The 24259-nt window shown below is 69.9% G+C and carries 19 protein-coding genes; 10 read left to right on the top strand and 9 right to left on the bottom strand.

What is annotated here, in order from left to right; all coding sequences use genetic code 11:
- Positions 1 to 31: 31 nt before the first annotated feature.
- The 4 genes from H2Q94_RS15665 to H2Q94_RS15650 all read right to left on the bottom strand — a co-directional run bounded on the left by H2Q94_RS15665 (position 32) and on the right by H2Q94_RS15650 (position 4065).
- A complete protein-coding gene (locus tag H2Q94_RS15665; RefSeq protein WP_243787847.1) occupies positions 32 to 445 on the bottom strand; it encodes a nuclear transport factor 2 family protein in 414 nt (137 codons plus the stop codon).
- A 32-nt stretch (positions 446 to 477) separates the two neighbouring features.
- Positions 478 to 1317, bottom strand: coding sequence for a mycofactocin-coupled SDR family oxidoreductase (locus H2Q94_RS15660; protein ID WP_243787846.1), 840 nt, complete (start codon positions 1315 to 1317; stop codon positions 478 to 480).
- 346 nt (positions 1318 to 1663) lie between these two features.
- Positions 1664 to 2707, bottom strand: coding sequence for a hemolysin family protein (locus H2Q94_RS15655; protein ID WP_243787844.1), 1044 nt, complete (start codon positions 2705 to 2707; stop codon positions 1664 to 1666).
- Positions 2704 to 4065, bottom strand: coding sequence for a hemolysin family protein (locus H2Q94_RS15650; protein WP_243787843.1), 1362 nt, complete (start codon positions 4063 to 4065; stop codon positions 2704 to 2706). The genes H2Q94_RS15655 and H2Q94_RS15650 overlap by 4 nt, the downstream gene beginning before the upstream one ends.
- A 355-nt stretch (positions 4066 to 4420) precedes the next feature.
- Here H2Q94_RS15650 and H2Q94_RS15645 point away from each other — a divergent pair, with 355 nt between their 5' ends.
- Entirely contained in the window at positions 4421 to 5899 is a 1479-nt protein-coding gene (locus H2Q94_RS15645; protein ID WP_309501030.1) for a peptide MFS transporter, read from the top strand.
- Between the two features lie 48 nt (positions 5900 to 5947).
- Here the strand turns inward: H2Q94_RS15645 and H2Q94_RS15640 are convergent, their stop codons facing one another.
- Together H2Q94_RS15640 and H2Q94_RS15635 are read right to left on the bottom strand one after the other, a co-directional pair.
- Positions 5948 to 8146 carry an FUSC family protein gene (locus H2Q94_RS15640; RefSeq protein ID WP_243787841.1) on the bottom strand — a complete coding sequence of 733 codons (2199 nt, stop codon included), beginning with the start codon at positions 8144 to 8146 and terminating at the stop codon, positions 5948 to 5950.
- 99 nt (positions 8147 to 8245) lie between these two features.
- The gene (locus H2Q94_RS15635) at positions 8246 to 8839 is read right to left on the bottom strand and encodes a TetR/AcrR family transcriptional regulator (RefSeq protein WP_243787839.1); all 594 of its coding nucleotides are present in this window, start codon (positions 8837 to 8839) and stop codon (positions 8246 to 8248) included.
- A 264-nt stretch (positions 8840 to 9103) separates the two neighbouring features.
- Between H2Q94_RS15635 and egtA the strand changes: the two genes are divergently transcribed.
- The 6 genes from egtA to H2Q94_RS15605 all read left to right on the top strand — a co-directional run bounded on the left by egtA (position 9104) and on the right by H2Q94_RS15605 (position 15744).
- Positions 9104 to 10342 (top strand): ergothioneine biosynthesis glutamate--cysteine ligase EgtA, encoded by a 1239-nt coding sequence (gene egtA, locus H2Q94_RS15630; RefSeq protein ID WP_243787837.1) that lies wholly within the window; start codon positions 9104 to 9106, stop codon positions 10340 to 10342.
- Between the two features lie 170 nt (positions 10343 to 10512).
- Complete coding sequence (gene egtB, locus H2Q94_RS15625; protein ID WP_243795715.1) at positions 10513 to 11817, top strand: ergothioneine biosynthesis protein EgtB; 1305 nt, start codon at positions 10513 to 10515, stop codon at positions 11815 to 11817.
- Positions 11818 to 11823: 6 nt separating this feature from the next.
- Positions 11824 to 12579, top strand: coding sequence for an ergothioneine biosynthesis protein EgtC (gene egtC, locus H2Q94_RS15620; RefSeq protein WP_243787835.1), 756 nt, complete (start codon positions 11824 to 11826; stop codon positions 12577 to 12579).
- Positions 12576 to 13547: an L-histidine N(alpha)-methyltransferase gene (gene egtD / locus H2Q94_RS15615; protein WP_243787834.1), complete on the top strand. Its 972-nt coding sequence runs from the start codon at positions 12576 to 12578 to the stop codon at positions 13545 to 13547. Before egtC ends, egtD begins: the two co-directional genes overlap by 4 nt.
- Positions 13548 to 13624: 77 nt before the next feature.
- Positions 13625 to 14089, top strand: a complete 465-nt coding sequence (locus H2Q94_RS15610; protein ID WP_243795714.1) for a nitroreductase/quinone reductase family protein — start codon at positions 13625 to 13627, stop codon at positions 14087 to 14089.
- 203 nt (positions 14090 to 14292) lie between these two features.
- Entirely contained in the window at positions 14293 to 15744 is a 1452-nt protein-coding gene (locus H2Q94_RS15605; RefSeq protein WP_243787833.1) for an amidase, read from the top strand.
- A gap of 129 nt (positions 15745 to 15873) precedes the next feature.
- Here H2Q94_RS15605 and H2Q94_RS15600 read toward each other — a convergent pair whose 3' ends face one another.
- Together H2Q94_RS15600 and H2Q94_RS15595 are read right to left on the bottom strand one after the other, a co-directional pair.
- The gene (locus tag H2Q94_RS15600; protein ID WP_243787831.1) at positions 15874 to 16581 is read right to left on the bottom strand and encodes an SAM-dependent methyltransferase; all 708 of its coding nucleotides are present in this window, start codon (positions 16579 to 16581) and stop codon (positions 15874 to 15876) included.
- 327 nt (positions 16582 to 16908) lie between these two features.
- Positions 16909 to 17181: a hypothetical protein gene (locus H2Q94_RS15595; RefSeq protein WP_243787829.1), complete on the bottom strand. Its 273-nt coding sequence runs from the start codon at positions 17179 to 17181 to the stop codon at positions 16909 to 16911.
- 290 nt (positions 17182 to 17471) lie between these two features.
- Between H2Q94_RS15595 and H2Q94_RS15590 the strand changes: the two genes are divergently transcribed.
- On the top strand, positions 17472 to 18917 hold the full coding sequence (locus tag H2Q94_RS15590) for an LCP family protein (protein WP_243787827.1): 1446 nt from the start codon (positions 17472 to 17474) through the stop codon (positions 18915 to 18917).
- Positions 18918 to 18999: 82 nt separating this feature from the next.
- Here the strand turns inward: H2Q94_RS15590 and H2Q94_RS15585 are convergent, their stop codons facing one another.
- Positions 19000 to 21822: an aconitate hydratase gene (locus tag H2Q94_RS15585; RefSeq protein WP_243787825.1), complete on the bottom strand. Its 2823-nt coding sequence runs from the start codon at positions 21820 to 21822 to the stop codon at positions 19000 to 19002.
- Between the two features lie 493 nt (positions 21823 to 22315).
- Between H2Q94_RS15585 and H2Q94_RS15580 the strand changes: the two genes are divergently transcribed.
- Together H2Q94_RS15580 and H2Q94_RS15575 are read left to right on the top strand one after the other, a co-directional pair.
- Entirely contained in the window at positions 22316 to 23215 is a 900-nt protein-coding gene (locus H2Q94_RS15580) for an MIP/aquaporin family protein (RefSeq protein WP_243787824.1), read from the top strand.
- A gap of 55 nt (positions 23216 to 23270) precedes the next feature.
- The gene (locus H2Q94_RS15575) at positions 23271 to 24212 is read left to right on the top strand and encodes an EamA family transporter (protein ID WP_243787823.1); all 942 of its coding nucleotides are present in this window, start codon (positions 23271 to 23273) and stop codon (positions 24210 to 24212) included.
- Positions 24213 to 24259: the final 47 nt, after the last annotated feature.

Genomic DNA, 24259 nt, shown 5'->3' with positions numbered 1-24259 from the left:
GGTGGAGCCGTGCCGATGCGCGGCGGACTCCTCAGTACGGAAGGTCCAGCCGAATCCGCAGCCTGGTGAGCCGCCAGCCCTGCTCGGTGCGGCGCAGCTCGGAGAGGTAGGAGCCGGTGGCGATCGCGCGCAGCGCGCCGTCGGCGACCGCGAACAGCGTCAGGTAGTTGCGCGCCCGTGCCTGGTCGCCCGCCTGTTCCAGCACCAGGTTCGTGATCACGTGCCTGCGCCGGTCCGACTGGGACCGGGCCGTCTCCCGCACCAGGTCGACGATCGCGTCGCGGCCGTGGAACGGGCCTGCGGACTCCGCACCGTCGATTTCGATGGACATCACCGCGTCGGTGGTGAAGCAGTCGGCGAGCAGGTCCAGGTCGCCCTCGTCGTAGCCGAGCGCGTAGCGGGCCAGCAGGTCTTCGATCTCGGCGCGGACCTCGGCCACGGGCATCGGACGTTCCTCCTCGCGTGGGGCGGTCGTGCTCATTTGATCAAGGCGCCCGCGTCGACGGGGAAGGTCGCACCGGTCACGAACCGCGCCTCGTCGCTGGCGAGGAACGCGACCGCGTTGCTGACGTCGGACACCTCGACCGCCGGAGTGGGCAGCGCGTTGAGCGCGCGCATCCCCGGTACCGCGTTCTCGAACGTCGGCTCCGCTCCCGGCTCGCTGAACACCTCGTAGAACCCCCGGTGCTGGATCATCGCCGTCTGCACGTTCGTCGGGTGGATCGTGTTCACCCGGATGCTGTGCGGGGCGAGTTCGTTGGCGAGGGTGCGCATCAGGCCGACCACGCCGTGCTTGGCGGCGACGTAGTGCCCGGTGTTCTGCAGCCCCTTCGACCCGCCGATGGACGAGGTGAACAGCAGGCACCCGCCGTCGCCCTGTTCGATCAACGTCGGGATGGCGGCTTTCGCGGTGTGGAACACCCCGGTCAGATTGATGTCGATCATCTCCCGCCACTGCTCGGCGGTGAACTCCCAGGTGGGGGCGAAGGTGACGATGCCCGCGTTGGCGATGACGATGTCGGCCCGGCCGAGCTCCGCCACGCCCGCGTCGAACGCCGCCTGCAGGGCGTCGAAGTCCCGGACGTCGGCGACGCGCGCGACGATCCGCCGGCCGAGCTGTTCGACGCCGCGCACGGTTTCGGCCAGATCGTCCTCGGTGGCCATGGAGTAGATCGGAGCGACCGAGTCGACGTCGGCGCACCGGTCGACGGCGATGATGTCGGCGCCCTCGGCAGCGAGGCGCAACGCGTGGCCGCGTCCCTGACCGCGTGCCGCACCGGTGATGAAAGCGACCTTGCCGGCCATCCGATCGGCCATTCGTCTCTCCTCGGTATCGCGCCTCGAAGTCGTCGCCGGGCCGTGTGGTACGCGGGTGCCGGAAACCCCCTGGGGGAGTATGTCGATCGTGATCTTGGTGTCAAGGCGGCCGACGAGGCTCTCCTGAGCTCTCCGGACGGCATCGGAACACCCTCGGCGAGCCCGTTCGCTGGGCACGTGGCCGGAGACGGATGGTGCCGGTTCGATCACCGCGGGTGCCGGGTCGGGGCGAATTCACGCGATCAGCCCAAGCGGCGAACCACTCGTTCGGCCGCTTCCCCGCAAACGAAAGCGCGGGCCGTTCACGAGGAACGACCCGCGCTTTGCGGGGTGAAACCGACCAGCGTCAGGCGTTCACGTGCGTGCCGTCGCGGACGGTGCCCACGTACTCCTCCACGAGGTCCTCCAAGGCGACGACGCCCTGCGGTGTCCCGTCCGCGTCGACCGCGGTGGCCAGGTGGCTGCGCGCCCGCCGCAACGAGGTCAGCGCCTGATCCAGCCGGGCCGCCACCGGCACCGTGGGCAGCCTGCGGACCCTGGCCGCGGCCACCGGAGTGGACGGTTCGGCGCCCGCCTGGTCCAGCACGTCCTTCACGTGCAGGTAGCCGAGCAGCTCACCGGACTCCGCGCGCACCGGGAAGCGGGAGAACCCGGTGCTGGACACCGCGTGCTCCACATCGCCCAGCGTCGGATCGCCCGGCAGGCTGGTGACCTGGTCCAGCGGCACCAGCACGTCGGCGACGGTGTGCTCCACCGAGGACAGCGTCTGCGCCAGCCTGCGGTGCTCGGACTGCTCCAGCAGACCCTCCCGGCGCGACTCCACCAGCAGCTCGGCCAGCTCGGAGGACGTGTAGGCGGTGTCCAGCTCCTCCTTCGGCTCCACCTTCAGCAGCTTGAGCACGCCGTTGGCCATCATGTTGAACAGCGCGATCAGCGGCCGCGCCAGCTTCACGAACGCGACCAGCGCGGGTACCAGCCACAACGCGAGGCGTTCCGGATCGGCCAGCGCCAGGTTCTTCGGCACCATCTCGCCGATCAGCACGTGCAGCACCACCACGATCGCCAGCGCGATCGTGAAGCCGAGCGCGTGCACCACCGGGGCGGGCATCGAGAACGGCGCGATGAGCAGCTCCAGCCGGTGCGCGACGGCGGGCTCGCCCAGCCGCCCCAGGCCCAGCGAGCACAGCGTGATGCCCAGCTGAGCGCTGGTGAGCATCAGCGAGCCCTCCTGGCTCGCCTTGATCACGGTGCGCGCCCGGCTGACGCCGTGGTCGAGCAACGCCTCCAGCCGGTCCCGGCGGGAGGACAGCAACGAGAACTCCGCACCCACGAAGAAGGCGTTGAGCAGCAACAGAAGTACGCCCAGCAGAATCGCCACGGTGTCGCTCATCGGGTGCCCCCAGAGATGCCGGTGTCATCGGCGGCGGTGTTCGGCTGCGAGTGCCGCAGCCGGCTCAGCCGCAGCTCGGCGATGCGGTGGCGGTCCATGCTCGCGACGGTGAGCCGCCACCGCCCGACCTCCACGTGATCACCACGGGACGGGATGCGGCCCAACCGGGCCATCACCAGTCCGGCGACGGTCTCGTATTCGCCCTCGGGCATCTCGAACCCGGTGGCCTCCTCGATCTCGTCGGCGCGCAACAGGCCGGACACGATCCAGGTGTCCTTGGCCAGCGGGCGCACCGCCGCGGTCTCCCGCCGGTCGTGCTCGTCGCGCACGTCGCCGATGATCTCCTCGACCACGTCCTCCAGGCTCACGATGCCCGCGGTGCCGCCGTACTCGTCGACGACCAGCGCCAGCTGCAGGCCGGAGCCGCGCAACCTGTTCAGCAGCGAGTCCCCGTCGAGCGTTTCCGGCACGGTCGGCACCGGGCGGGCCAGCGAGCCCACCGGGGTGGTGTCGCGCTGGTCGCCGGGAACGCCGAAGGCCTGCTTGACGTGCACCACGCCCTGCACGTTGTCCAGGTCGCCGTCGTGCACGGGGAACCGGGAGAAACCGGTGCGCCGCGCCACCGCCAGCAGGTCCAGGATCGTGGCGTCCGAGGGTAGCGACGCCACCTTGACGCGCGGGGTCATGAGCTCGTCGGCGGAGCGGTCGCCGAAGCGCAGCGACCGGTCCATCAGTGCTGCGGTGGACTCGTCGAGCGTTCCGTGCTCGGCGCTGGACCGCACGATCGATCCGAGTTCGTCGGGTGACCGGGCCGACCGCAGTTCCTCCTGCGGTTCGATGCCGAGTCGTCGCACGGCCCAGTTCGCGCTGTTGTTCATGCTGTCGATGAGCCAGCGGAAGATCTGCGAGAAGCGGGAGTGGTAGCCGGAGACCGCGCGGGCTGTCGGCAGCGGGCGGGCGATGGCCAGGTTCTTCGGCACCATCTCGCCGAACACCATCGACAGGGTGGTGGCCAGCAGGATCGCCACCGCCAGCGAAATCGGTCCGGCCACCGCGTTGGGCATGCCGGTGGCCAGGAAGACCGGTCGCAGCAGTTCACCGATCAGCGGCTCTGCCACGTAACCGGTGATCAACGTCGTCAGCGTGATGGCGACCTGGGCGCCGGAGAGCTGGAACGACAGCGTGCGGTGCGCGCGCTGGACGGCCTTGGCCCGCCGGTCACCGACCTGGGTGACATGCGCGTCGACCGTGCTGCGTTCCAGTGAGGTCAGGGAGAATTCCGCGGCCACTGCGAGCGCGGTACCCAAGGTGAGCACCACGACGAACAGGATTCCGAGGACGGAGAGCACGATGGCCATCAGCGATCACCTCGCTGCGGGCCTGTGCTGGTGAACGGAAAGCCGGGACTGCTCGGTCCCGGCTCGGTACTACCTTCAGGAGACTGTGCCGTGGGCACCGAACGTGTCACTCCTCGGGGGAAAACGGAAATATGCGACTCGAGTATATCCCGATCGGAGCACTACGACGGCGCACCGTGACGCCCGCGACGCCCCCGGGAAACCGGTGCCGTGGCGCTCGATGATCAAGTGAGGGGGCACCCTCGAGTTTTCACCGTATTTCCGGGTTGTGGTTCACACCATTTCCTGAGGGCGTAACCTCTGCGCAGTTCCGCACGCGGCCACCCGCCGCACCAGCACCAGAGAGGTCGTGATCGTGAGTACCCCCACGGTTGCGGACGCGCCGCAGCAGGGCTTTTTCGGGCACCCGCGGGCATTGTCCACACTGTTCTTCACCGAGATGTGGGAGCGCTTCTCCTACTACGGGATGCGCGGAATCCTCGCGCTGTACCTGTACACCGCGATACAGGACGGTGGTCTCGGACTGCCGGAGACCACCGCCACCTCGCTGGTGTCCGCCTACGGCGCCTCGGTCTACCTGACCGGTGTCGCGGGCGGCTGGCTGGCCGACCGCCTGCTCGGCGCCCGCAGTGCGGTGTTCTGGGGCGGCGTGCTGATCATGTTCGGGCACATCGCGATGGCGGTGCCCGGCGGCCTGACCACCACCGGCATCGGCATCATCCTGATCATCGCCGGTACCGGTCTGCTCAAGCCGAACGTGTCCAAGATGGTCGGTGACCTCTACACCGAGCAGGACCAGCGTCGCGACTCCGGGTTCTCGATCTTCTACATGGGCATCAACCTCGGCGGTTTCGCCGGGCCGTTGATCGCCGGGCTGCTGCAGTCCGAGATCGGGTTCCACTGGGGCTTCGGCGCTGCCGCGGTCGGCATGGCGCTCGGTCTCGTGCAGTACGTGCTGGGCAGGGGCAACCTCTCCAGCGTCAGCCAGGTCCCCGCCAACCCGCTGCCCGCCGAGCACAAGGGCGGCGTGCTGGGGCGTGCCGGTGGCATCGCGGCCCTGTTCGTCGTGGTGCTCGTGGGCCTGGTCGGCACCGGGACGATCGGGCTGGGCGGCCTGGTCAACCTGGTGACGGTGATCTCGGCCGTGCTGCCGATCGTCTACTTCGCGGTGATGCTCAGCAGCAAGCAGATCACCAAGGTCGAGCGGGACCGGCTGGTCGCCTACATCCCGCTGTTCCTCGCGACGGCCCTGTTCTTCCTGCTCTTCGAGCAGCAGGCGAGCACGCTGGTGATCGTCACCGACATGCAGACCACCAACGAGGTGTTCGGCTGGGAGTTCCCGGTCAGCTGGTTCCAGTCGATCAACTCGCTGGCGATCATCATCCTGGCGCCGGTGTTCGCCGCGCTGTGGCTCAAGCTGGCCGACCGCCAGCCGAGCACGCCGATCAAGTTCGTCGGCGGCGTCGTGTTCGTCGGCCTCGGGTTCCTGTGGGCCGTGCTGTCCGGTTTCATCACCAACGCCGATGGCAAGCAGCTCGCGCTGGTCGTGGCGATGGTCTTCGTCGTCCTCACCATCGGTGAGCTGATGATCTCTCCGGTGGGCCTGTCGGTGACCACGAAGCTCGCGCCGGCGGTGTTCTCCTCGCAGACGATGGGCCTGTACTTCTTGGCGCCCGCGATGGGGCAGGGCATCGGAGCGCAGGTGGTCAAGCTCTACGACCCGGCGAACCAGACCCTGTACTTCGGTGTGATCGGTCTGGCCACCATCGCCTGCGGTGGTCTGCTCGCACTGGCCGCACCCAAGATCAAGAAGCTGATGCACGGAGTGCCGTGATCTGAGTTCGGCGATGCGGCGGGCGGTCCGGACGGGCCGCCCGCCGTCTCATGTCCGGGTCGTTCCCTCGCCGCGCCGGGACGGTCCCTGGTTCGGCACGCCGAGCTCCGCGGCCGCGTCCTCCAGCAAGGAACGCAGCCGGTCCAGCAGGGCCAGCGTCCGGTGCAGCGACGTCGGATCCTGCGGCAGCGACTCGGCGATGTCACGCAGGTCGTCGGCCCACTTCGCCGCGGATTCCCGCGCGGCCGCGAAGCTCTGCTCGGCCTCGCTCGTGGCCGAATGCGCCATCTCGGCGAGTGCCCAGAGCAGCTCGGCCAGCCGAGTCCGCGTGTCGTCGTCGATCATCTCCACGGTGGGCGGCAGGACCTGGGCGAGGTTGCGGGTGGCATAGGCGCAGCCGGTGAGCACCGTCAGCGACCGATCCAGCGAACTGCGCCGGGACGGCAGGCGATAGGCGACCAGCGGGCGGGCGCTCGACAACGTGGTGTGCAGGGACTCGTCCACCTCCCGAACACCTTCGCGCAGGCCCTCGCCCAAGACGCCGCCGCTCACGGCGCTGCCGGTCGACCGCAGCATGTCCCGCAGCTGGAGCAGGAAATCCTCGGTGTTGTTCCACAGCAGCCGCCGCGTCCGGGTGGGCAGCACCAAGGTCGCGGCCAGCACGCCGGCGACCGCGCCGATCGCGGTCTCGGCGAGCCGCAGACCGAGGACGTTGACGCTGAACGTGCCGAGCACGCCGTAGAGCGCTCCGAGCATCGTGGTGAGGAAGAACGTCATCCCCGCGTAGGAGACCCCCGCCAGGTAGAACGCCAGGAACACGCAGCAGAGGATCATCACCAGTTCGGCCACCGAGTCCCCGGTGATGCGCGCGGCGACCAGCACACCGGCCAGCACCCCGAGCATGGTGCCCGCGGTTCGCTGCCAGGCCCGCACGACCAGCTCACCGCGGCTGTTGGCGCTGATGAACACCACGAACGCCGTGATCACCGCCCAGTACCAGCGGTTCGGCGACACGAGCTGGCCGAGCACGATCGCGACCGCCGCGGCACAGGTGACCTGCACGGCCGTGCGCACCTCGGGGCGGCGCAGGCCCGTCTCCTGCTCGGTGCGGTCGCCGGTGGCCCGCTCTCCGGATGCCGCGCCTCCGGAGTCCCCGTCGTCGGAGTCCGCACCGTCGGACCCGTCGTCGCGGGGGCGTGGCGCGACTCGGCCGAGGTCTTCGTTCGCGGCGGTGAGCTCGGCCAGCGCGGCGCCCAGCCTGCGAATCGCCATCGCCAGCTCCACCGAGCCGTCCCGCCGGGACTCGGCCGCATCCGGATCGGCGGGCCGGACACCATCGCGTTCGATGCGGTCGGCGAGCCCGCGGGCGGCCGCCCGGACCTCCGAGGCGTCGCTGCGGACCACGGCGAGCAACCCCGCCACGGCCTGCGCGACCGCGGCGCCGCCGCTGGGGTGGTCGATCACCCGGATCAGCGGGTTGAGCAGGTTCTCCGCGGTCAGTTCCACGTTCAGGATCCGTCGCCGCAGCAGTTCCCGTTCCGCCTCGTCCAGGCCTTCGAGTTCGGCCACGGCGTTCTCCAGCATCCGGGCGGTCTCGTTCAACCGCACCGAGCGGTGCTGCAGCCGTTTGCGGTAACGCGTGCCTTCGGGGTGCTGCGCGACGTTGCGCACGTCGTGCAGCAGCCCCTGGACCTGTGCGCGCAAGGTGCGGCGCCCCCGGTCGAGGATGCCGCGCGGATCGTCGCGCAGGAGCACGAAGCGCATCAGGAACGCGCTGAGCGCGCCGCACACGGCGGCCAGCAGCAGGTCGGGCAGCTGGGGCGGCTGCGGGCGCAGGAACATCGCGAAGAAGTACCCCATGAACGCGACCATGCCGAAGGCGAAGTAGCGGGGTCCGAACCGCCGGATGTAGGTCGCCGCGAACACCACCGGCAGGAACAACCCGACGTTCAGCACGGGCAGGCTCGCGGTCGAGACGGCCAGCACGAGTGAGACGGCCGCGGGCAGCGGCATCAGCAGCGTGGTGCGGCGGCGTTCGCGTTCGGTCTCGTCGTTGACGGCCGTGGTCGAGTTGATCGCCACCACCGCCGCGATCATCCCGTTGGTCATCGGCCTGCCGAACCAGGTCAGCAGCCCGAGCGTGATCCCGAGCGCCAAGGCCGTCGCCAGTGTCACGCGGGTGGCGTTGCGCAGGCGGCGAAGTGCCGGGTCGGAGGCGAGGAAGCGGTTCCACCACTCGCTGACCATCGCGTGCGCCCGTTCCTTTCCCGGCGGCTCGGCTGCGGCCGCCGCCGCGACTTTACGCCCGCTGCGGAGGTGGCGACTCACTGAACGCGCCGCGGGCGGTCAGTTGCTCCGGTGGCGCCGGACGCTCTCCTCGACGACGTCGAGCACCGGGCCGAGGTCGTCGGCGGGCAGCCCCATCGCGAGGTGCGAGACGAGTCCTTCGAGGACGAGCTCCAGGTAGGCGGTGAGCACGTCCACGTCCACGTCGTCGCGCAGGTTGCCGCCCGCGCGCTGCCACTGCAGCCGGGCCTTCGTGGCGGCCGTGAGCTGCTCGGAGCGCTGCGCCCAGCGTGCCCGGAACTCGGAGTCGGTGCGCAGCCGCCGGGACACCTCCAGCCGGGTGCCCAGCCACTCCGTCTCCGGTTCGGTGCCGCCGCCGGGCGTGCGGTCGGCGAGCAGATCGCGCATCACCTGCACGAGGCCCTGTTCGGCCACGACGTCGGCCATGCGCGCGGCATCGTCCTCGGCCAAGGCGAGGAACAGCGATTCCTTGTCCTTGAAGTGGTGGAATATCGCGCCGCGGGACAATCCGGTGGCGTCTTCCAGCCTGCGGACGGTGGCGCCTTCGTATCCGTGGCGGGCGAAGCAGGTCCGGGCACCGTCGAGGATCTGGCGGCGCCTGGCCTGGAGGTGATCCTGACTGACCCTGGGCATTGGGTGATCGTCCCAGCTCGGCGCGGCCCGATGCAATCCGTACGTACGTATTGTTGGCAACCGTCCACCTGTTGGGGAAGTATCACGCATAGGCACTGGACTTTTCCGCACACCTGCGCGCCGATCCCGCCAATTCGAGTGATTATGTCCGATTCGTGTCATTTCCACTGTTGGTCCGCGAATCGGGCCGGGTGCTCGACCGGACGGGTGCGACCAACGTCGGTCCTCGGTAGCGTCGGTGCACTCACCCAGGTGGTGATCAGCATGACCGTGTCGATCGATTCCGCGACCGCGGCGCGTCCGCCCGCCGAGGTTCCCAGTTCCAGAATCCGCACCCGAGCCGAAGCCGAGACCTACGTGGCCTCGGTCTGTTTCAAACACGGGCCTCCGAAACTGCTCGGCATCGAACTCGAATGGACCGTTCATCACGCCGACGATCCCCGCAGGCCGCTCGATGCCGGGACGCTGATCCGCGCACTCGGCCCGCACGCTCCCCACTCCCTGGTCCCGGACAGTCCGCAGCGTCCGCTGCCGAACGGTTCCGCCCTCACCGTCGAGCCCGGTGGCCAGGTCGAGGTCTCCAGCCTTCCCTCGCCTTCGATGCGCTCCCTGTTCGACACGGTGGCCGCCGACGCCGACTACGTCCGGCGCCGACTCGCCGATGCCGCGCTGCTGCTGGGGGAGCACGGCACGGATCCGTGGCGCACTCCGCACCGGCTGCTGCACGTCCCGCGCTACGCGGCGATGGAATGCGCGTTCGACCGCATCGGCATCGGCGGGCGCCTGATGATGTGCAGCACGGCCGGTGTGCAAGTGTGCCTGGACGCGGGTGAGCCGCATCGGGTCGCGCCGCGCTGGGCCGCGCTGCACGCGCTGGGACCGGTGCTGATCGCAGCGTTCGCGAACTCACCGCAGCTGTTCGGGGAACCCACCGGCTGGGCGTCGGCGCGCACTCGATCGCTGCTGCGCACCGACATCCCGCGGATGCGCCCGGGTCCGGCGACCGCCGACCCGGCCGCGGACTGGGCTCGCCGTGTGCTGGACACGGCGTTGCTGTGCCTGCGCCGCGACGGCACCGACTGGGGGGCACCGGGCGGGGTCACCTTCGCCGAGTGGATCGGTGGTGCGTTGCCGGCCCCGCCGACGTTCGACGACCTCGACTACCACCTGACCACGATGTTCCCGCCGGTGCGGCCGCGCGGATACCTCGAGGTGCGCTATCTGGACGCGCAGTTCGGCGACGGGTGGATGCTGCCCGCCGCCGCACTGATCGCCCTGTTCCACGACGAGTCCACCGTGGACGAGGTGCTGGAGCTGGCCGCTCCGGTGACCGGCCGGTGGGTCGACGCGGCCCGCATCGGGCTCGCCGATCCGGTGCTGGCCCGCACCGCCACCGCGGTCGTGGAACTCGCCGGTCGATGTCTCGACGGCCTGGGCGAAGCACCGGAACTGGTGAGCCGGCTGGCCGAGACGGTGGCCCGGCGGCTCGCCGAAGCCCGCTGATCGACGTGTGCGAAGTCCCGCGCGTCGGGGACAGGGGCAGTGACTCCCCGAGCGCGATCGTTATCCGCGAACTTGGAGGTGACCCGGTGAGCACCAGGTCGAATACCCAGAGCGATTCCGAAACGACGACCGCGGCGGAGGTCAGCCGCGGCGACCTCGCCGAACTCGGCGTGGAGCGGCTGCGTTCGCGCGTCGCCGACGAACTGATCCGCACCCGCAGGCGCAGTGTCGCGCTGACCGAGAGCGTCGACGATGACGACCTCACCCGCCAGCACTCCCCGTTGATGTCGCCGCTGGTGTGGGACCTCGCCCACATCGGCAGCCAGGAGGAGCTGTGGCTGGTGCGCGACGTCGGTGGTGCCGAGGCGATCCGCCCGGACATCGACGACCTCTACGACGCCTTCCAGCACCCGCGCCGCGACCGGCCGCAGCTTCCGCTGCTGGGGCCGGCCGAAGCGCGCTCCTACGTGGGCACGGTCCGGGAGAAGGTGCTCGACCTGCTCGACCGCGCCCCGCTGGAGGGCAGGCGGCTGGTGGAGCAGGCGTTCGCCTTCGGCATGATCGTGCAGCACGAGCAGCAGCACGACGAGACGATGCTGGCCACCCACCAGCTGCGCACCGGAGCACCGGTGCTGACGGCCGAGTCGCCGCCCGCCGCCGTGGGCGACCTCGCCCCGGAGGTCCTGGTACCCGGCGGACCGTTCACGATGGGCACTTCCACCGAGCCGTGGGCGCTGGACAACGAGCGCCCCGCCCACCAGGTGCACGTCGCGGACTTCCTCATCGACACCACTCCGGTCACCAACGGCGCATACCGTCGCTTCGTCGAAGGCGGCGGCTACGACGACCCGCGGTGGTGGAGCGAAGCGGGCTGGGCGTACCGGCAGCACGCGGAACTGGGCGCACCCAGGTTCTGGCGGCGTGACGGCGACGGCTGGCTGCGGCGCCGTTTCGGGCACGTCGAACCGCTGCCGGACGAGGAACCCGTGCTGCACGTCAGCTTCCACGAAGCCGAGGCGTACGCGCGGTGGGCCGGGAAACGGCTGCCCACCGAGCAGGAATGGGAGAAGGCCGCCCGCCACGACCCGAGCACCGGCCGGTCGCTGCGCTACCCGTGGGGCGATGCGGATCCGCTGCCGGAGCACGCCAACCTCGGTCAACGGCACCTGCGGCCCGCGCCCGCCGGGGCGTATCCGCTCGGCGCGGCGCCGTGCGGAGCGCGGCAGCTCATCGGCGACGTGTGGGAGTGGACGTCCTCGGACTTCCTGCCGCATCCGGGTTTCGGCGCGTTCCCGTACCGGGAGTACTCGGAGGTGTTCTTCGGCCCCGAGCACAAGGTGCTGCGCGGCGGATCGTTCGGCACCGACGCGGCCGCCTGCCGGGGCAGCTTCCGCAACTGGGACCTGCCGATCCGGCGGCAGATCTTCGCCGGGTTCCGCTGTGCGCGCACGCCGCGTCCGGGCGAGCTCGGCTGACCCGGAATGTGCAGGCACCTGGGCTATGTCGGACCGCCGGTCTCGCTGGCGGAACTGCTGCTGGATCCGGCGCATTCGTTGCTGGAGCAGACCTGGTCGCCGCGGGACATGCGCGGCGGCGGCACCGTCAACGTCGACGGCTTCGGCGTCGGCTGGTACGAGAGCGGGACCGAGCCCGCCCGGTACCGGGCCGCGGTTCCGATGTGGACGGACTCCGCCTTCGGCGGGCTCGCGCGCAGGCAGCGCGCGAGCGCGGTGCTGGCGGCGGTGCGTTCGGCGACGGTGGGCATGCCGGTGATCGAGACGGCCTGCGCCCCGTTCACCGAGCAGCAGTGGTCGTTCAGCCACAACGGGGTGGTGGCGGGCTGGCCGGAGTCGCTGGCGAAAGCGGCCGGTGAGCTCGACGTGGTCGACCTGATGACCTTGGACGCACCGACGGATTCCGCCGTGCTGTGGGCGTTGCTGCGCCACCGGTTGCGGCGCGGTGAAGACCCCGCCGAGGCGGTGTGCGAGGTACTCCAGCAGGTGGTGCGGACTCGGCCGGAGTCCCGGATGAACCTGCTGCTCACCGACGGCACCACGCTGATCGCCACCACGTGGGGCCACGCGCTGTCGGTGCGGCGGACCGCGGACTCGGTGACGGTGTCGTCCGAACCGTTCGGCGATGACGAGCAGTGGACGGCGGTACCCGACCGCAGGCTCGTCGTCGCCGACTCCCGCGCCGTGCGGGTCCAGCCGTTGAACGAGGGGGAACTACCGTGAGCGAGCCCGAACTGATCGTGCACTTCACCGAGGCCGACGCGGCCAGGGACCTGCGGGCCGACGCCCGCGCGGGCCTGACCGACCGGCCGAAGTGGCTGACTCCGAAGTGGCTCTACGACGCCGCGGGCAGCGAACTGTTCGAACGGATCACCGAGCTGCCCGAGTACTACCAGACCCGCGCCGAGCACAACATCCTCAGCAGGCACGCCGTGGAGATCGCCGAGATCACGGGTGCCGGCACGCTGGTCGAGCTCGGGTCGGGTTCGTCGGAGAAGACCCGGCTGCTGCTGGACGCGTTGCGCAAGACCTCGACGTTGCGGGAGTTCGTGCCGCTGGACGTCTCCGAGTCGGCGTTGCGCCAGGCCATCGCGGCGATCGCGGTGGACTACCCGGAGCTGCGGGTGCGCGGCATCGTCGGCGACTTCACCACCGAGCTCGCCGCGGTGCCTGCCGGGCAGGGACGCCTGGTGGCGTTCCTCGGCGGCACCATCGGGAACTTCCTGCCCGCCGAACGCGCCCGGTTCCTCGCCGCGGTGCGGTCCTCGCTGCGGCCGGGGGAGCGGTTGCTGCTGGGCACCGACCTGGTGAAGGACCCGGACCGGCTGGTGCGCGCCTATGACGACGCGCAGGGAGTGACGGCCGAGTTCGACCGCAACGTGCTGCGCGTGCTCAACCGGGAGCTGGACGCGGAGTTCGACGCCGACGCCTTCGAGCACGTCGCGCGCTGGAACGCCGAGCAGGAGTGGATCGAGATGCGCCTGCGGGCGAGCCGCGCGATGCGGGTACCGGTCGCAGGCCTCGGACTCACCGTCGAACTGGCCGCGGGGGAGGAGATCCGCACCGAGATCTCGGCGAAATTCCGGCGGGAACGCGTGGCGGGTGAGCTGGCCGATGCCGGCTTCGAGCTGAGTCGCTGGTGGCTCGACGACGGGAACGATTTCGCCCTCTCGCTGGCGACCGCGATCTGACCGGCGGCCGAGCGCGGTGCGGCGGCCGCGTCCACCGCGCTCGGGGCCAGGTGTGGCAGGGTTGCGGCGTGACTCCGATGATCAAGGTGGCGCAGTACCTGGGCAGGCAGCAGTGGTTCGCGTCGGTGGGCAAGAAGCTCGTGCCCGCCGATCTCGCGGTGCAGCGGCGGACCGGCGGCCGGGTGAGCTTGGCGCGGATGGGCGGACTGACCTCGCTGGTGCTGACCTGCACCGGGCGCAAGAGCGGCCGCCCGCGATCGGTGCCGTTGATGTACGTCCCGCACGGCGCGGAGTACATCGTGATCGGGTCGAACTGGGGTCAGGCCGCGCATCCCGGCTGGTCGGCGAACCTGCTCGCGAACCCGGACGCCGAGGTGGACCTGGTGTCCCGGCGGGTGCCGGTGCGGGCGCGGCTGGTCACCGGCGAGGAGCGGGACCGGTTGTGGCACGAGGTGATCACGCCGACCTGGCCCGCCTACGACGACTACGACCGCCGCTCGGGAGACCGCGAATTGCGCGTGTTCGTGCTGACCCCGCGCTGAATCGCCGGTGTTGCGAGCCAGGACGTTGTTCACGGCTCGCCCCGCCCTCGATCGTCCCACTGGCGGCAGCGCCGGTTGCGGTGCCATCGCGGCGCTGAAAGTGGACTGGCGTGACGCCGTCTGCCGGGCTGGTTTTCGCGGAATTTTCCGTTGCGGGAAGCGGAATTTCATGGCCCCGCCGGCGGGCCGTTAGCGTCGTGTTCATGGATTGGAATTTTCGGTCGGCCGAAGAGCTGGCGGCCGCGCTGCGCGCTGGTGAAGTGTCCTCGGTGGAATTGACCGAGGCGGCGATCGCCGGGATCGAACGGGATGACGGAACGATCAACGCGATCTGCGTGTCCGATTTCGATCGTGCCCGGGCGGCTGCGCGTCATGCCGACCGAGCATTGCGCCGGGGCGAGGACCGGCCGCTGCTGGGCATTCCGGTCACGGTCAAGGAGTCCTACAACATCGCGGGGATGCCCACGACCTGGGGCATGCCGCAGTACCGGGACTTCGTACCGGCCGAGGACGCGGTACAGGTGTCGCGGCTCAAAGCTGCCGGCGCGGTGGTGCTCGGCAAGACCAACGTGCCAGTGGGCCTGCAAGATCTGCAGAGCTACAACGCGATCTACGGCACCACCAACAACCCGTGGAATCACGGCCGCACGTCGGGTGGGTCGTCCGGCGGATCGGCGGCGGCCTTGGCATCCGGGTTCGGTGCGCTCTCCATCGGCTCCGACCTCGCAGGATCGTTGCGCACCCCCGCGCACTTCTGCGGTGTCTACGCGCACAAACCGACACTCGGACTGGCCGCGATGCGCGGCATGGTCCCGCCGCCTGAGCCTGCGTTGCCGACCGAGGCCGACCTCGCCGTCGTCGGTCCCATGGTGCGCACAGCCCGCGACCTGACGCTCCTGCTCGACGTGATGGCCGGACCGGACCCGCTGACGCTCGGGAGGGCGCACGAGGTGACGCTGCCGCCCCCGCGCCACGAGCGATTCGGAGACTTCCGGGTTCTCATCCTCGACGAGCATCCGTTCATCGCGACCGGGGCCGCGGTGCGAGCGGGCGTGAACCGGGTGGCGGACGCACTCGTCGACGGCGGCGCCCCCGTCGAACGGAACAGTCCACTGCTATCGGACGTGGCCGAAGCCGCGACGCTCTACACGCAATTGCTGTTCTCCGGTTCCGTTGCGCGCTTTCCCGTCGACACCTACGACCAGCTGCGGACCCGCGCCGCCGAACTGAGCGCGCACGACCAGAGCCTCGACGCCGCGCGGCTGCGCGGACTGGTGTCGAGCCACCGCGATCGGATCGAGTTGAACAACCGTCGCGAGCTCCACCGCCTCGGCTGGCGGCGGCTGTTCGGTGAGTTCGATGCCGTGGTGTGTCCGATCACGCCGACCGCCGCGTTCCCGCACGACCACAACCCTGACCTGTTGGAACGTCGGATCGACATCGACGACGTCGAGTACCCGTACTTCGACCAGCTCGTCTGGGCCGGTCTGGCCACCATGCCCGGCCTGCCCGCCACCGCGATTCCCGCGGGTCGATCCTTCGAGGGGCTGCCGGTGGGAGTGCAGCTCATCGGTCCGATGTTCGAGGACCGCACCACAGTGCGGCTGGCCGAACTGCTCGAACAGCGGATCGGCGGCTTCCGAGCTCCGAAGTGAGGCGCCGTCACGGGTTCGGCGTCGAGGTCGAGGTACGGCGAGGCATCCGCCAGCGGATCAAAGCGGCGATCACCCGGGCGGAATGCCGGCCGACCGCCGAGATTCCGCTGCTGGGGGAACAAGGTCGAATCAGAGCTTGAGTTCCCCGACGAGGATCGACCAGCCGATGGAACCGCGTTCGCGGGTCAGGTAATCGTTGCGGAATCGGCGTGAATCGGCCATGACCGTCTGCCGGTCCGGGTGGTCGGGATTGCGTTTGGCCCAGCTGTGCACGTTCTTCCAATGCCCGGATTCGTAGCGATCCCAGTCATCGACGGACGCTGAGACGAGACCGGTGACCTCGACGCCGAATTCTTCGGCGATGTGCACGAGTTCGATCAGCGACGGCAGTTCTTCGGTGGAGGACCCGTCGACGGAGTGCACGTCACCGATCGCGACGCGGCCCTGCTCGACGAGCGTGCCGGCCATCCACTCGAGCGCGGCCCGGTAGCCGCCGAGTGCGAAGCTCGCTCCCAGGCAGGTCGCCACCGTGTACCTGCCTGGTTCGAAGTCCAGCGCCGGGCCTTCCACGTGGCGCACCCGGTCGGTCAGCCCGGCGTCGTGCACGCGCTTGCGGGCGGCGTGCACGAACTCGGAGTTGATCTCGAGCCCGACGACTTCCGCGCCCATCGCGGCCAGCTCGGCCGCCCACCAGCCACGCCCGGATCCGATGTCCAGCACCTGATCACCGGCACCGATCTCCAAGTGCTCGGCGACCTCGCGGAGTTTCGCCGGGCTGCTCGGATTCTGGACGTCGTGGGTGGATTCGACGATGGAGAAGTAGTCGATGTCGCTCATCGGCGCCCAGAGTATCGGACCCGGCGAAGGCGACGCGGAGCGATTCGTGCCGCGAGTGCGCGGCAGAAGACGGCCGGGATGGATCTTTGGCGCGTTCGGTGCTCTGGAGAAGAGTTGCGGGCGAGGGCATTGCAGACCGGGAGGAGGGCCGATGGTCCGTGCGCGCCGACCCCGCATCGCTCGACGAAGTGTGCTCCCAGCCGGTGATCCGGACCGGTCGTTACCTGATGAGTGCCCGGCGGGAGGTGAACACGTGCTGATCCCGGAACAGGGCGGCGGAGTGGTGTGCATCAGGTGCAACCAGGCCCGCCGGCCGGGCCGGGACGCTCACATTCGCCCAGGGGTGGGCAGGCCGACCAGGCAGCGCAGGCACGGCATGCCCGCCGGGCGGTGCGAGACCTCCGCGGACTCGGCGGGGATGAGTTCGCCGCAGGCCGTGGTCCACTGCACGACGTCCTCGACCGGCTGGCCGGTCTGGGCCAGATGCGCCTGCCGGTGGGATTCGGCGACCACTCCGGGCGCGTAGCGCACTGCTACGACGTGCGGCGCGGGCGCCGGTAGATGTTCGCCGGGGTGGATGTTCTCCGATGCGTCGGGCAAGCCGTTCACCTCCGGGGGTGGGACGCGGCCGCCCAAAAAACGTGACGCGGGGTAGGTGCTGCCGCTACCCGACCAGGGTAACGATCGCGAGCGGACGCCGGAAGGCTCCCGCTGATCGGCGCATTGTCGCCGCGCACAGTGATAAAGCGGCGATGTCCTGCCGGATTGATCGGGGAATTCGGCGGAATGGAGCAGCAAAGCTGATCCCGCATTGAGCGCTCGGTGCACGGCCGAATGCCGCTGCTCCCGATAGCCTGAACGGCGGCCATCGAAATCCAGGGGGTAACTCGTTGAGCCGAGAACGACGTGAGTTCGCCGCGCCTGATCTGCCGTACCGCTCGCGCGCCGCGACGGTGGGCAAAGTCTGCGTCGCACTGCTGTCCGCCGCCGTGCTCGCCGTGACCGGCTACGGCTGGGCGAACTACGGCGATCTGCAGTGGGCGTTGAGCACCAGCTCCGCCACCGACGGCGCCACCGCCGACGGCTCGACCGACATCCTGCTGGTGGGGCTGGACAGTCGTACGGACGCGCAGGGCCGACCGCTGCCGGAGCACGTGCTGCGGAACCTGAAGGCCGGGCAGAACCCGGCGAGCCTCACCGACACGCTGATCCTGGTGCACGTGCCGGAGAACGGGAAGCGGGCCACCGCGTTCTCCATTCCCCGCGACACGTTCACCAGCATCCCGGGGCACGGTGAACACAAGATCAACTCGGCGTACGGGCGGGGCAAGTCGGCGGCCGCGGCGCGGTTCGGCGGGCTCGACGAGCAGGAGCGGGAGCGGCGTGCCGCCGACGCGGGACGTTCCGTGGTGACCGATGCGGTGCAGCGCCTCACCGGCACGCAGATCGATCACTACGCCGAGGTGAACCTGCTCGGGTTCGCGCGCCTCACCGAGGCGGTCGGCGGCGTTCCGGTGTGCCTGAAGCGACCGGTGCGCGACTCGTACTCGGGCGCGGAGTTCGCCGCCGGGCACCAACGGATCTCCGGCGCGGACGCGCTGGCGTTCGTGCGCCAGCGCCACGGCCTCCCGCGCGGGGACCTGGACCGGATGGTGCGCCAGCAGGCGTTCCTCGCCGGTCTGGTGGACTCCGCGACCTCCGGTGGCCTGCTCTCGCAGCCTTCGAAGCTGGCGGATCTGGTCGATTCGGCCAAGCAGTCCATCGTGCTGGACCGGAATTGGGACGTGCTGACCTTCGTGCAGCGGGTGCAGGGCATCGCGGGGGGAGACGTCGAATTCGCGACCATCCCGATCCGGGACGCGAACTACGACACCTCCGACGGGCAGGCGGTGCGCGTCGACCCGATCGAAGTGCGCCGCATCGTGCAGGGAGCGGCGGACGGCAGGCCGGTGCCGCGACAGGCCGATGAGGCGGAAGCGGACCCGGCCACCGGGCAACGGTCCGAGGACGGGGCCACCGGTGATCGTGCGGCGGAACCCACCGGAGAGAGCGAATCCTCGCCGCGCAGCACTCGCGACGCCGACTCCACCCGGTCCTCGTCGAGCGCCGACGAGCCGACCCGCGGTTCCCGGTCGAGTTCCTCCGAGGCGACGAGCCTGCCCAGCCGGTCGTCGACGACGCGTTCGTCGGCCTCCGAGTCCTCGGCCTCGGAGTCCTCGAGCTCGGAGTCCTCGAGCTCCCGATCCACCGCGCGCACGACGACCTCGACCACTCCGGTCGAGCAGCCCATCGCTCCGGAACCGATCAACGCCGACGGCGTCAACTGCATCAACTGACCGAGCCCGGAAATGCGACGGCCCCGGCACGCTTGTGACGTGCCGGGGCCGCCGATCAGCTACCTGCCGGATCGGCAGGTGATCAGGAGCGGATCATCTTGCGCAGCACGTACTGCAGGATGCCGCCGTTGCGGTAGTAGTCCGCCTCACCGGGGGTGTCGATGCGCACCTTGGCGTCGAAGTCCACAGTGGACCCGTCGGTCTTGGTGGCCACGACCTTCACCGTCTGCGGGGTGTCACCGTCGTTGAGCTTGGTGATGCCCGAGAAGTCGAAGGTCTCCGTGCCGTCCAGGCCCAGCGACTTCGCCGAGGAGCCCTCCGGGAACTGCAGCGGGATGACGCCCATGCCGATCAGGTTCGAGCGGTGGATCCGCTCGAAGGACTCGGCGATGACGGCCCGCACGCCCAGCAGGCTGGTGCCCTTCGCGGCCCAGTCGCGCGACGAACCGGAGCCGTACTCCTTGCCGCCCAGCACCACGAGCGGCGTGCCCTGCGCGGCGTAGTTCTGCGCGGCGTCGTAGATGAACGCCTGCGGAGCGCCGTCCTGGGTGAAGTCCCGGGTGTAGCCGCCCTGCACGTCGTCCAGCAGCAGGTTCCGCAGCCGGATGTTCGCGAAGGTGCCGCGGATCATGACCTCGTGGTTGCCACGGCGGGACCCGTAGGAGTTGAAGTCCTTGCGGTCGATGCCGTGGTCGCTGAGGTACTTGCCCGCGGGCGAGTCCGGCTTGATCGCACCGGCCGGGGAGATGTGGTCGGTGGTGACCGAGTCGCCCAGCAGCGCCAGCACGCGGGCACCGGAGATGTCGGTGACCGGCGCGGGCTCCATGCCCATGCCGTCGAAGTACGGGGGCTTGCGCACGTAGGTGGACTCGGTGTCCCAGTCGAAGGTCTCACCCTCCGGCGTGGGCAGCGCCCGCCAGCGCTCGTCGCCCTTGAAGACGTCCGCGTAGTCCTTGGTGAACATCTCCTGGGTGATCGCCGAGTCGATGGTCTCCTGGACCTCCTGCGGCGAGGGCCACAGGTCGCGCAGGAACACCGGCTCACCCTCGGGGTCGTGGCCCAGCGGGTCGGTCTCGAAGTCGAAGTCCATCGTGCCGGCCAGCGCGTAGGCGATCACCAGCGGCGGCGAGGCCAGGTAGTTCATCTTGACGTCGGGGTTGATCCGGCCCTCGAAGTTCCGGTTGCCCGACAGCACCGAGGTGACCGACAGGTCGTTCTGCTGCACCGCGGCGGAGACGTCCTCCGGCAGCGGGCCGGAGTTGCCGATGCAGGTGGTGCAGCCGTAACCGACCAGGTGGAAGCCGAGCTTCTCCAGGTACGGCCACAGGCCGGCCTTCTCGTAGTAGTCGGTGACGACCTGCGAGCCCGGGGCCATCGAGGTCTTCACCCACGGCTTGCGGGTCAGGCCGCGATCCACGGCGTTGCGGGCCAGCAGTGCCGCGCCCAGCATCACCGAGGGGTTCGAGGTGTTGGTGCAGGAGGTGATCGAGGCGATCACCACGGCACCGTGGTCGAGCTCGAACTCGCCGAGCTCGTCCGAGGACACCTTGATCGGGTTCGTCGGGCGCCCGGAAGCGCCGTCGGCGGCCGAGACCAGCCGCGGCTTGTCGGCCTCGCCGCGGTGGGTCACCGAGACCGGGTCGCTGGCCGGGAAGGATTCCTCGCCCGCCTCGTCGAGCGCCGCGTCATCGGTGTTCTGCACCTGGACGTAGTCGGTGAGCGACTTGCGGAACGACGGCTTGGCGTCGGAGACCTCGATGCGGTCCTGGGGGCGCTTCGGCCCGGCGATGGACGGCACGACCGTGGACAGGTCGAGCTCCAGCAGCTCCGAGTACTCCGGCTCGTGGTCCGCGTCGTGCCAGAGGCCCTGTTCCTTGGCGTAGGCCTCGACCAGCGCGACCTGGTCGGCCGGGCGGCCGGTGAGCTTGAGGTAGCGGATCGTCTCGTCGTCGATCGGGAAGATCGCCGCGGTCGAACCGAACTCGGGGCTCATGTTGCCGATGGTGGCGCGGTTGGCCAGCGGGACCGAGGCCACGCCCGAGCCGTAGAACTCGACGAACTTGCCCACCACGCCGTGGCGGCGCAGCATCTCGGTGATCGTGAGCACCACGTCGGTGGCGGTGGCGCCCGGGGGGATCTCGCCGGTGAGCTTGAAGCCCACCACGCGCGGGATCAGCATCGACACGGGCTGGCCCAGCATCGCGGCCTCGGCCTCGATGCCGCCGACGCCCCAGCCGAGCACGCCCAGGCCGTTGACCATGGTGGTGTGCGAGTCGGTGCCGACGCAGCTGTCCGGGTAGGCCTGGCCGTTGCGGGCCATCACCGTGCGCGCCAGGTGTTCGATGTTGACCTGGTGCACGATGCCGGTGCCCGGCGGGACGACCTTGAACTCGTCGAAGGCGCCCTGGCCCCAACGCAGGAACTGGTAGCGCTCCTTGTTGCGGCCGTACTCGAACTCGACGTTGCGCTCGAAGGCGTCCGGCCTGCCGAACACGTCGATGATCACCGAGTGGTCGATGACCATTTCGGCGGGAGCCAGCGGGTTGACCTTCGAGGTGTCGCCGCCGAGCTCGGCGACGGCTTCGCGCATGGTGGCCAGGTCGACCACGCAGGGGACTCCGGTGAAGTCCTGCATGATGACCCGCGCAGGGGTGAACTGGATCTCCGTCGAGGGCTCGGCCTGGGAATCCCAGCTCGCCAACGCGCGCACGTGGTCGGCCGTGATGTTGGCACCGTCCTCGGTGCGCAACAGGTTCTCCAGCAGAATTTTGAGGCTATAGGGCAGCCGTGCCGCGCCGTCGACCGCGTTCAGCCGGAACACCTCGTAGGAGGCGTCACCGACCTTCAGCGTGCCGCGGGCACCGAAGCTGTCCTTGCTCGCAGGTGCAGTCACGTTCAACTCCATCTCGCGACGGGGCGCAAGTCAATTCGGGAACGACCGCGAGTCTCGCGCACGTCGGCCGAGCGTGCGCGCAGACCCTCTCGGTCTCATGGTCGTAACAGTACGCTTGTCCTGTAAGTCGGCTCAAGGCCGGGTGCGGCCGAAGCGGCGCCGCGATGTTCCGGTTCGTGCAGAACTCCGTTTTTTCCGGCGGAATTCGATGCGGAACCACTCGTGAAGGTGCGAAAGATCACGTTTCGCGGCGCACGCGCGCCGACGTGCCTGCGCAGACGCGCGGACGTCACCGCCCAGGTGCCGAGGGTGACAGGACGCGGCCCCGGACTCGCCGGTTCGAGCAGCTCCGGTGCCGGATTCGTAGCGGTCCGCGTTCGGATTGCGGATGCACGGCCAATGGCGGGCAGGCGCCGAGTCGCGGATTTACGCTCGATGCGGCAAGGCGCCGGGAAAGAGCGAGTCCGGCGTTCGATCGGCGAAAGTCCTGCCGCGCCGGGGGGAAATGATGGCCACACGTGAGCGAACCCGCGCGAAATTCGGGGCGGGGCTCGGCGGCGAGTTGTCCTCGGAATTCCTGGGAACCTTCGTGCTGATCCTGCTCGGCTGCGGTTCCGTGGCGGTCGCGCTGGCCGGCCTGCCCGGATCCGGCAGGCAGGAGGATCCCTTCGGCCCCGCGAACTGGCTGATCATCGCGTTCGGCTGGGGGTTCGCGGTGGTGTTCGGGGTGTACATCGCGGGCGGCGTCAGCGGAGCGCACATCAATCCGGCCGTGACTCTGGCCTTCGCGGTGCGCCGGTCCTTCCCGTGGCGCAAGGTCGTGCCCTACATCGTGGCCCAGGTCGTCGGCGCATTCCTCGGGGCGGGCGTGGTGTTCGCCTGCTATCGGTGGGCGATCGACGCGTACAACGCCGAGGCGGGCGTCGGCCGCGGTGAATCGCTGGACACCTTCTCCATTTTCGCGACCTTCCCGGCGAAGTACTTCGGGTCCTCGTGGCTGGGGCCGCTGCTGGACCAGGTCGTCGGCACCGCGATCCTCGTCGCGCTGATCTGCGCGCTGATCGATTTCCGGAACTCGGCGCCCGCGTCGAACATGGGGCCGTTCCTGATCGGCATGGTCGTGACGACGATCGGATTGACCTTCGGGGTCAGCGCGGGCTACGCGATCAATCCGGCCCGGGATTTCGGTCCGCGGCTGTGGGCTTACCTGACCGGATGGGGAGACATCGCGCTGCCCGGCTCGTACCAGTGGTTCAGCTTCTACTTCTGGATCCCGATCGTCGGACCGTTCATCGGCGGCGTGCTGGGGGCGCTGATCTACGACATGTTCATCGGCAGGGTGCTGGCGGTTCGGGAAACGGCGCCCGAACCCGGCCGGGCGCCCGGCGCGGAAGACGATCGGTGATCCGCCGCGGCGAGTTGAGACCAACGACTCCGGTCTCGAGTCCTGCTGTGCTTCGATGATCGTCGTGCGCAACCTGCTCCACGACCCGAAGACCGCCGGTGTCACCGCAGCGGTGCTCTCCGCGTTCTGCTTCGGGGGTTCCGGCCCGTTCGCCAAGCCGCTGATCAACGCCGGGTTCACCCCGTTGCAGGTGGCGTGGATGCGGCTGGCGGGCGGCGCGCTGCTGATGCTGCCGTTCGCGGTGCGCCACGCGGGGGTGCTGCGGCGGGCGCCGTGGCTGCTGCTGGGCTACGGGGTGTTCGCCATCGCCGGGGTGCAGACCTTCTACTTCGCGGCCATCGCCTCGATCCCCGTGGCGGTGGCGCTGCTGATCGAGTTCCTCGGACCGGTGCTGGTGCTCGGCTGGATCCGGTTCGTCCGCCGCGCGCCGGTGACCAAGCAGGCCGCGATCGGCACGGTGCTGGCGCTGGTCGGGCTGGCCTGCGTGGTCGAGATCGCGGCGGGGCTCCGCTTCGACGCGGTGGGGCTGCTGCTCGCGCTGGCCGCGGCCGGATGTCAGGCCGGGTACTTCCTGTTGTCCGACAGCTCGGGCGACGTGGATCCGCGCGCCCTCGCGTCGTACGGGCTGCTCGTCGGCGCCGCCATCGTCACGGTCATCGCCCGGCCCTGGCAGCTGGACTGGACGCTGCTCGCCGAGCCGGTCCCGCTGGGCGGCGCTGCGTTCCCCGCGCTGCTGGTGGTCGGGTGGGTCGTGCTGGTGAGCACCGTGCTGGCCTACCTCACCGGCATCGTCGCGGTGCGGCGACTGTCCCCGCCGGTCGCCGGCGCGGTCGCGTTCCTGGAGCCGGTGGTCGCGACGGTGCTGGCGTGGCTGCTGCTCGGCGAGCACGTGGGGCCGTGGCAGTTCGCCGGGGGAGCGCTGGTCCTGGCGGGGGCGTTCGTCGCGCAGCGCTCCGCTCCCGCGTCGGAGCCCACGGCGAAACCCGTCGAGGTCTGAGTTCTTGTTCGGCAGGGCGGAGTGTGCCGCTCGTGCCGGTTGGAGCG

The sequence above is a fragment of the Saccharopolyspora gloriosae genome (genome assembly GCF_022828475.1).
In the GTDB taxonomy this organism is placed as follows: domain Bacteria; phylum Actinomycetota; class Actinomycetes; order Mycobacteriales; family Pseudonocardiaceae; genus Saccharopolyspora_C; species Saccharopolyspora_C gloriosae_A.
This window is presented reverse-complemented; position numbering and strand designations above follow the sequence as displayed.

Coding starts and splice junctions, on each gene's coding strand:
- H2Q94_RS15660 (WP_243787846.1), bottom strand. CDS start 1,317: ATGGCCGATCGGATGGCCGGCAAGGTCGCTTTCATCACCGGTGCGGCA.
- egtA (WP_243787837.1), top strand. CDS start 9,104: ATGACCGTGTCGATCGATTCCGCGACCGCGGCGCGTCCGCCCGCCGAG.
- H2Q94_RS15635 (WP_243787839.1), bottom strand. CDS start 8,839: ATGCCCAGGGTCAGTCAGGATCACCTCCAGGCCAGGCGCCGCCAGATC.
- H2Q94_RS15600 (WP_243787831.1), bottom strand. CDS start 16,581: ATGAGCGACATCGACTACTTCTCCATCGTCGAATCCACCCACGACGTC.
- H2Q94_RS15605 (WP_243787833.1), top strand. CDS start 14,293: ATGGATTGGAATTTTCGGTCGGCCGAAGAGCTGGCGGCCGCGCTGCGC.
- H2Q94_RS15640 (WP_243787841.1), bottom strand. CDS start 8,146: ATGGTCAGCGAGTGGTGGAACCGCTTCCTCGCCTCCGACCCGGCACTT.
- H2Q94_RS15585 (WP_243787825.1), bottom strand. CDS start 21,822: ATGGAGTTGAACGTGACTGCACCTGCGAGCAAGGACAGCTTCGGTGCC.
- H2Q94_RS15580 (WP_243787824.1), top strand. CDS start 22,316: ATGATGGCCACACGTGAGCGAACCCGCGCGAAATTCGGGGCGGGGCTC.
- H2Q94_RS15650 (WP_243787843.1), bottom strand. CDS start 4,065: ATGGCCATCGTGCTCTCCGTCCTCGGAATCCTGTTCGTCGTGGTGCTC.
- H2Q94_RS15610 (WP_243795714.1), top strand. CDS start 13,625: ATGATCAAGGTGGCGCAGTACCTGGGCAGGCAGCAGTGGTTCGCGTCG.
- H2Q94_RS15655 (WP_243787844.1), bottom strand. CDS start 2,707: ATGAGCGACACCGTGGCGATTCTGCTGGGCGTACTTCTGTTGCTGCTC.
- H2Q94_RS15575 (WP_243787823.1), top strand. CDS start 23,271: ATGATCGTCGTGCGCAACCTGCTCCACGACCCGAAGACCGCCGGTGTC.
- H2Q94_RS15665 (WP_243787847.1), bottom strand. CDS start 445: ATGCCCGTGGCCGAGGTCCGCGCCGAGATCGAAGACCTGCTGGCCCGC.
- egtC (WP_243787835.1), top strand. CDS start 11,824: ATGTGCAGGCACCTGGGCTATGTCGGACCGCCGGTCTCGCTGGCGGAA.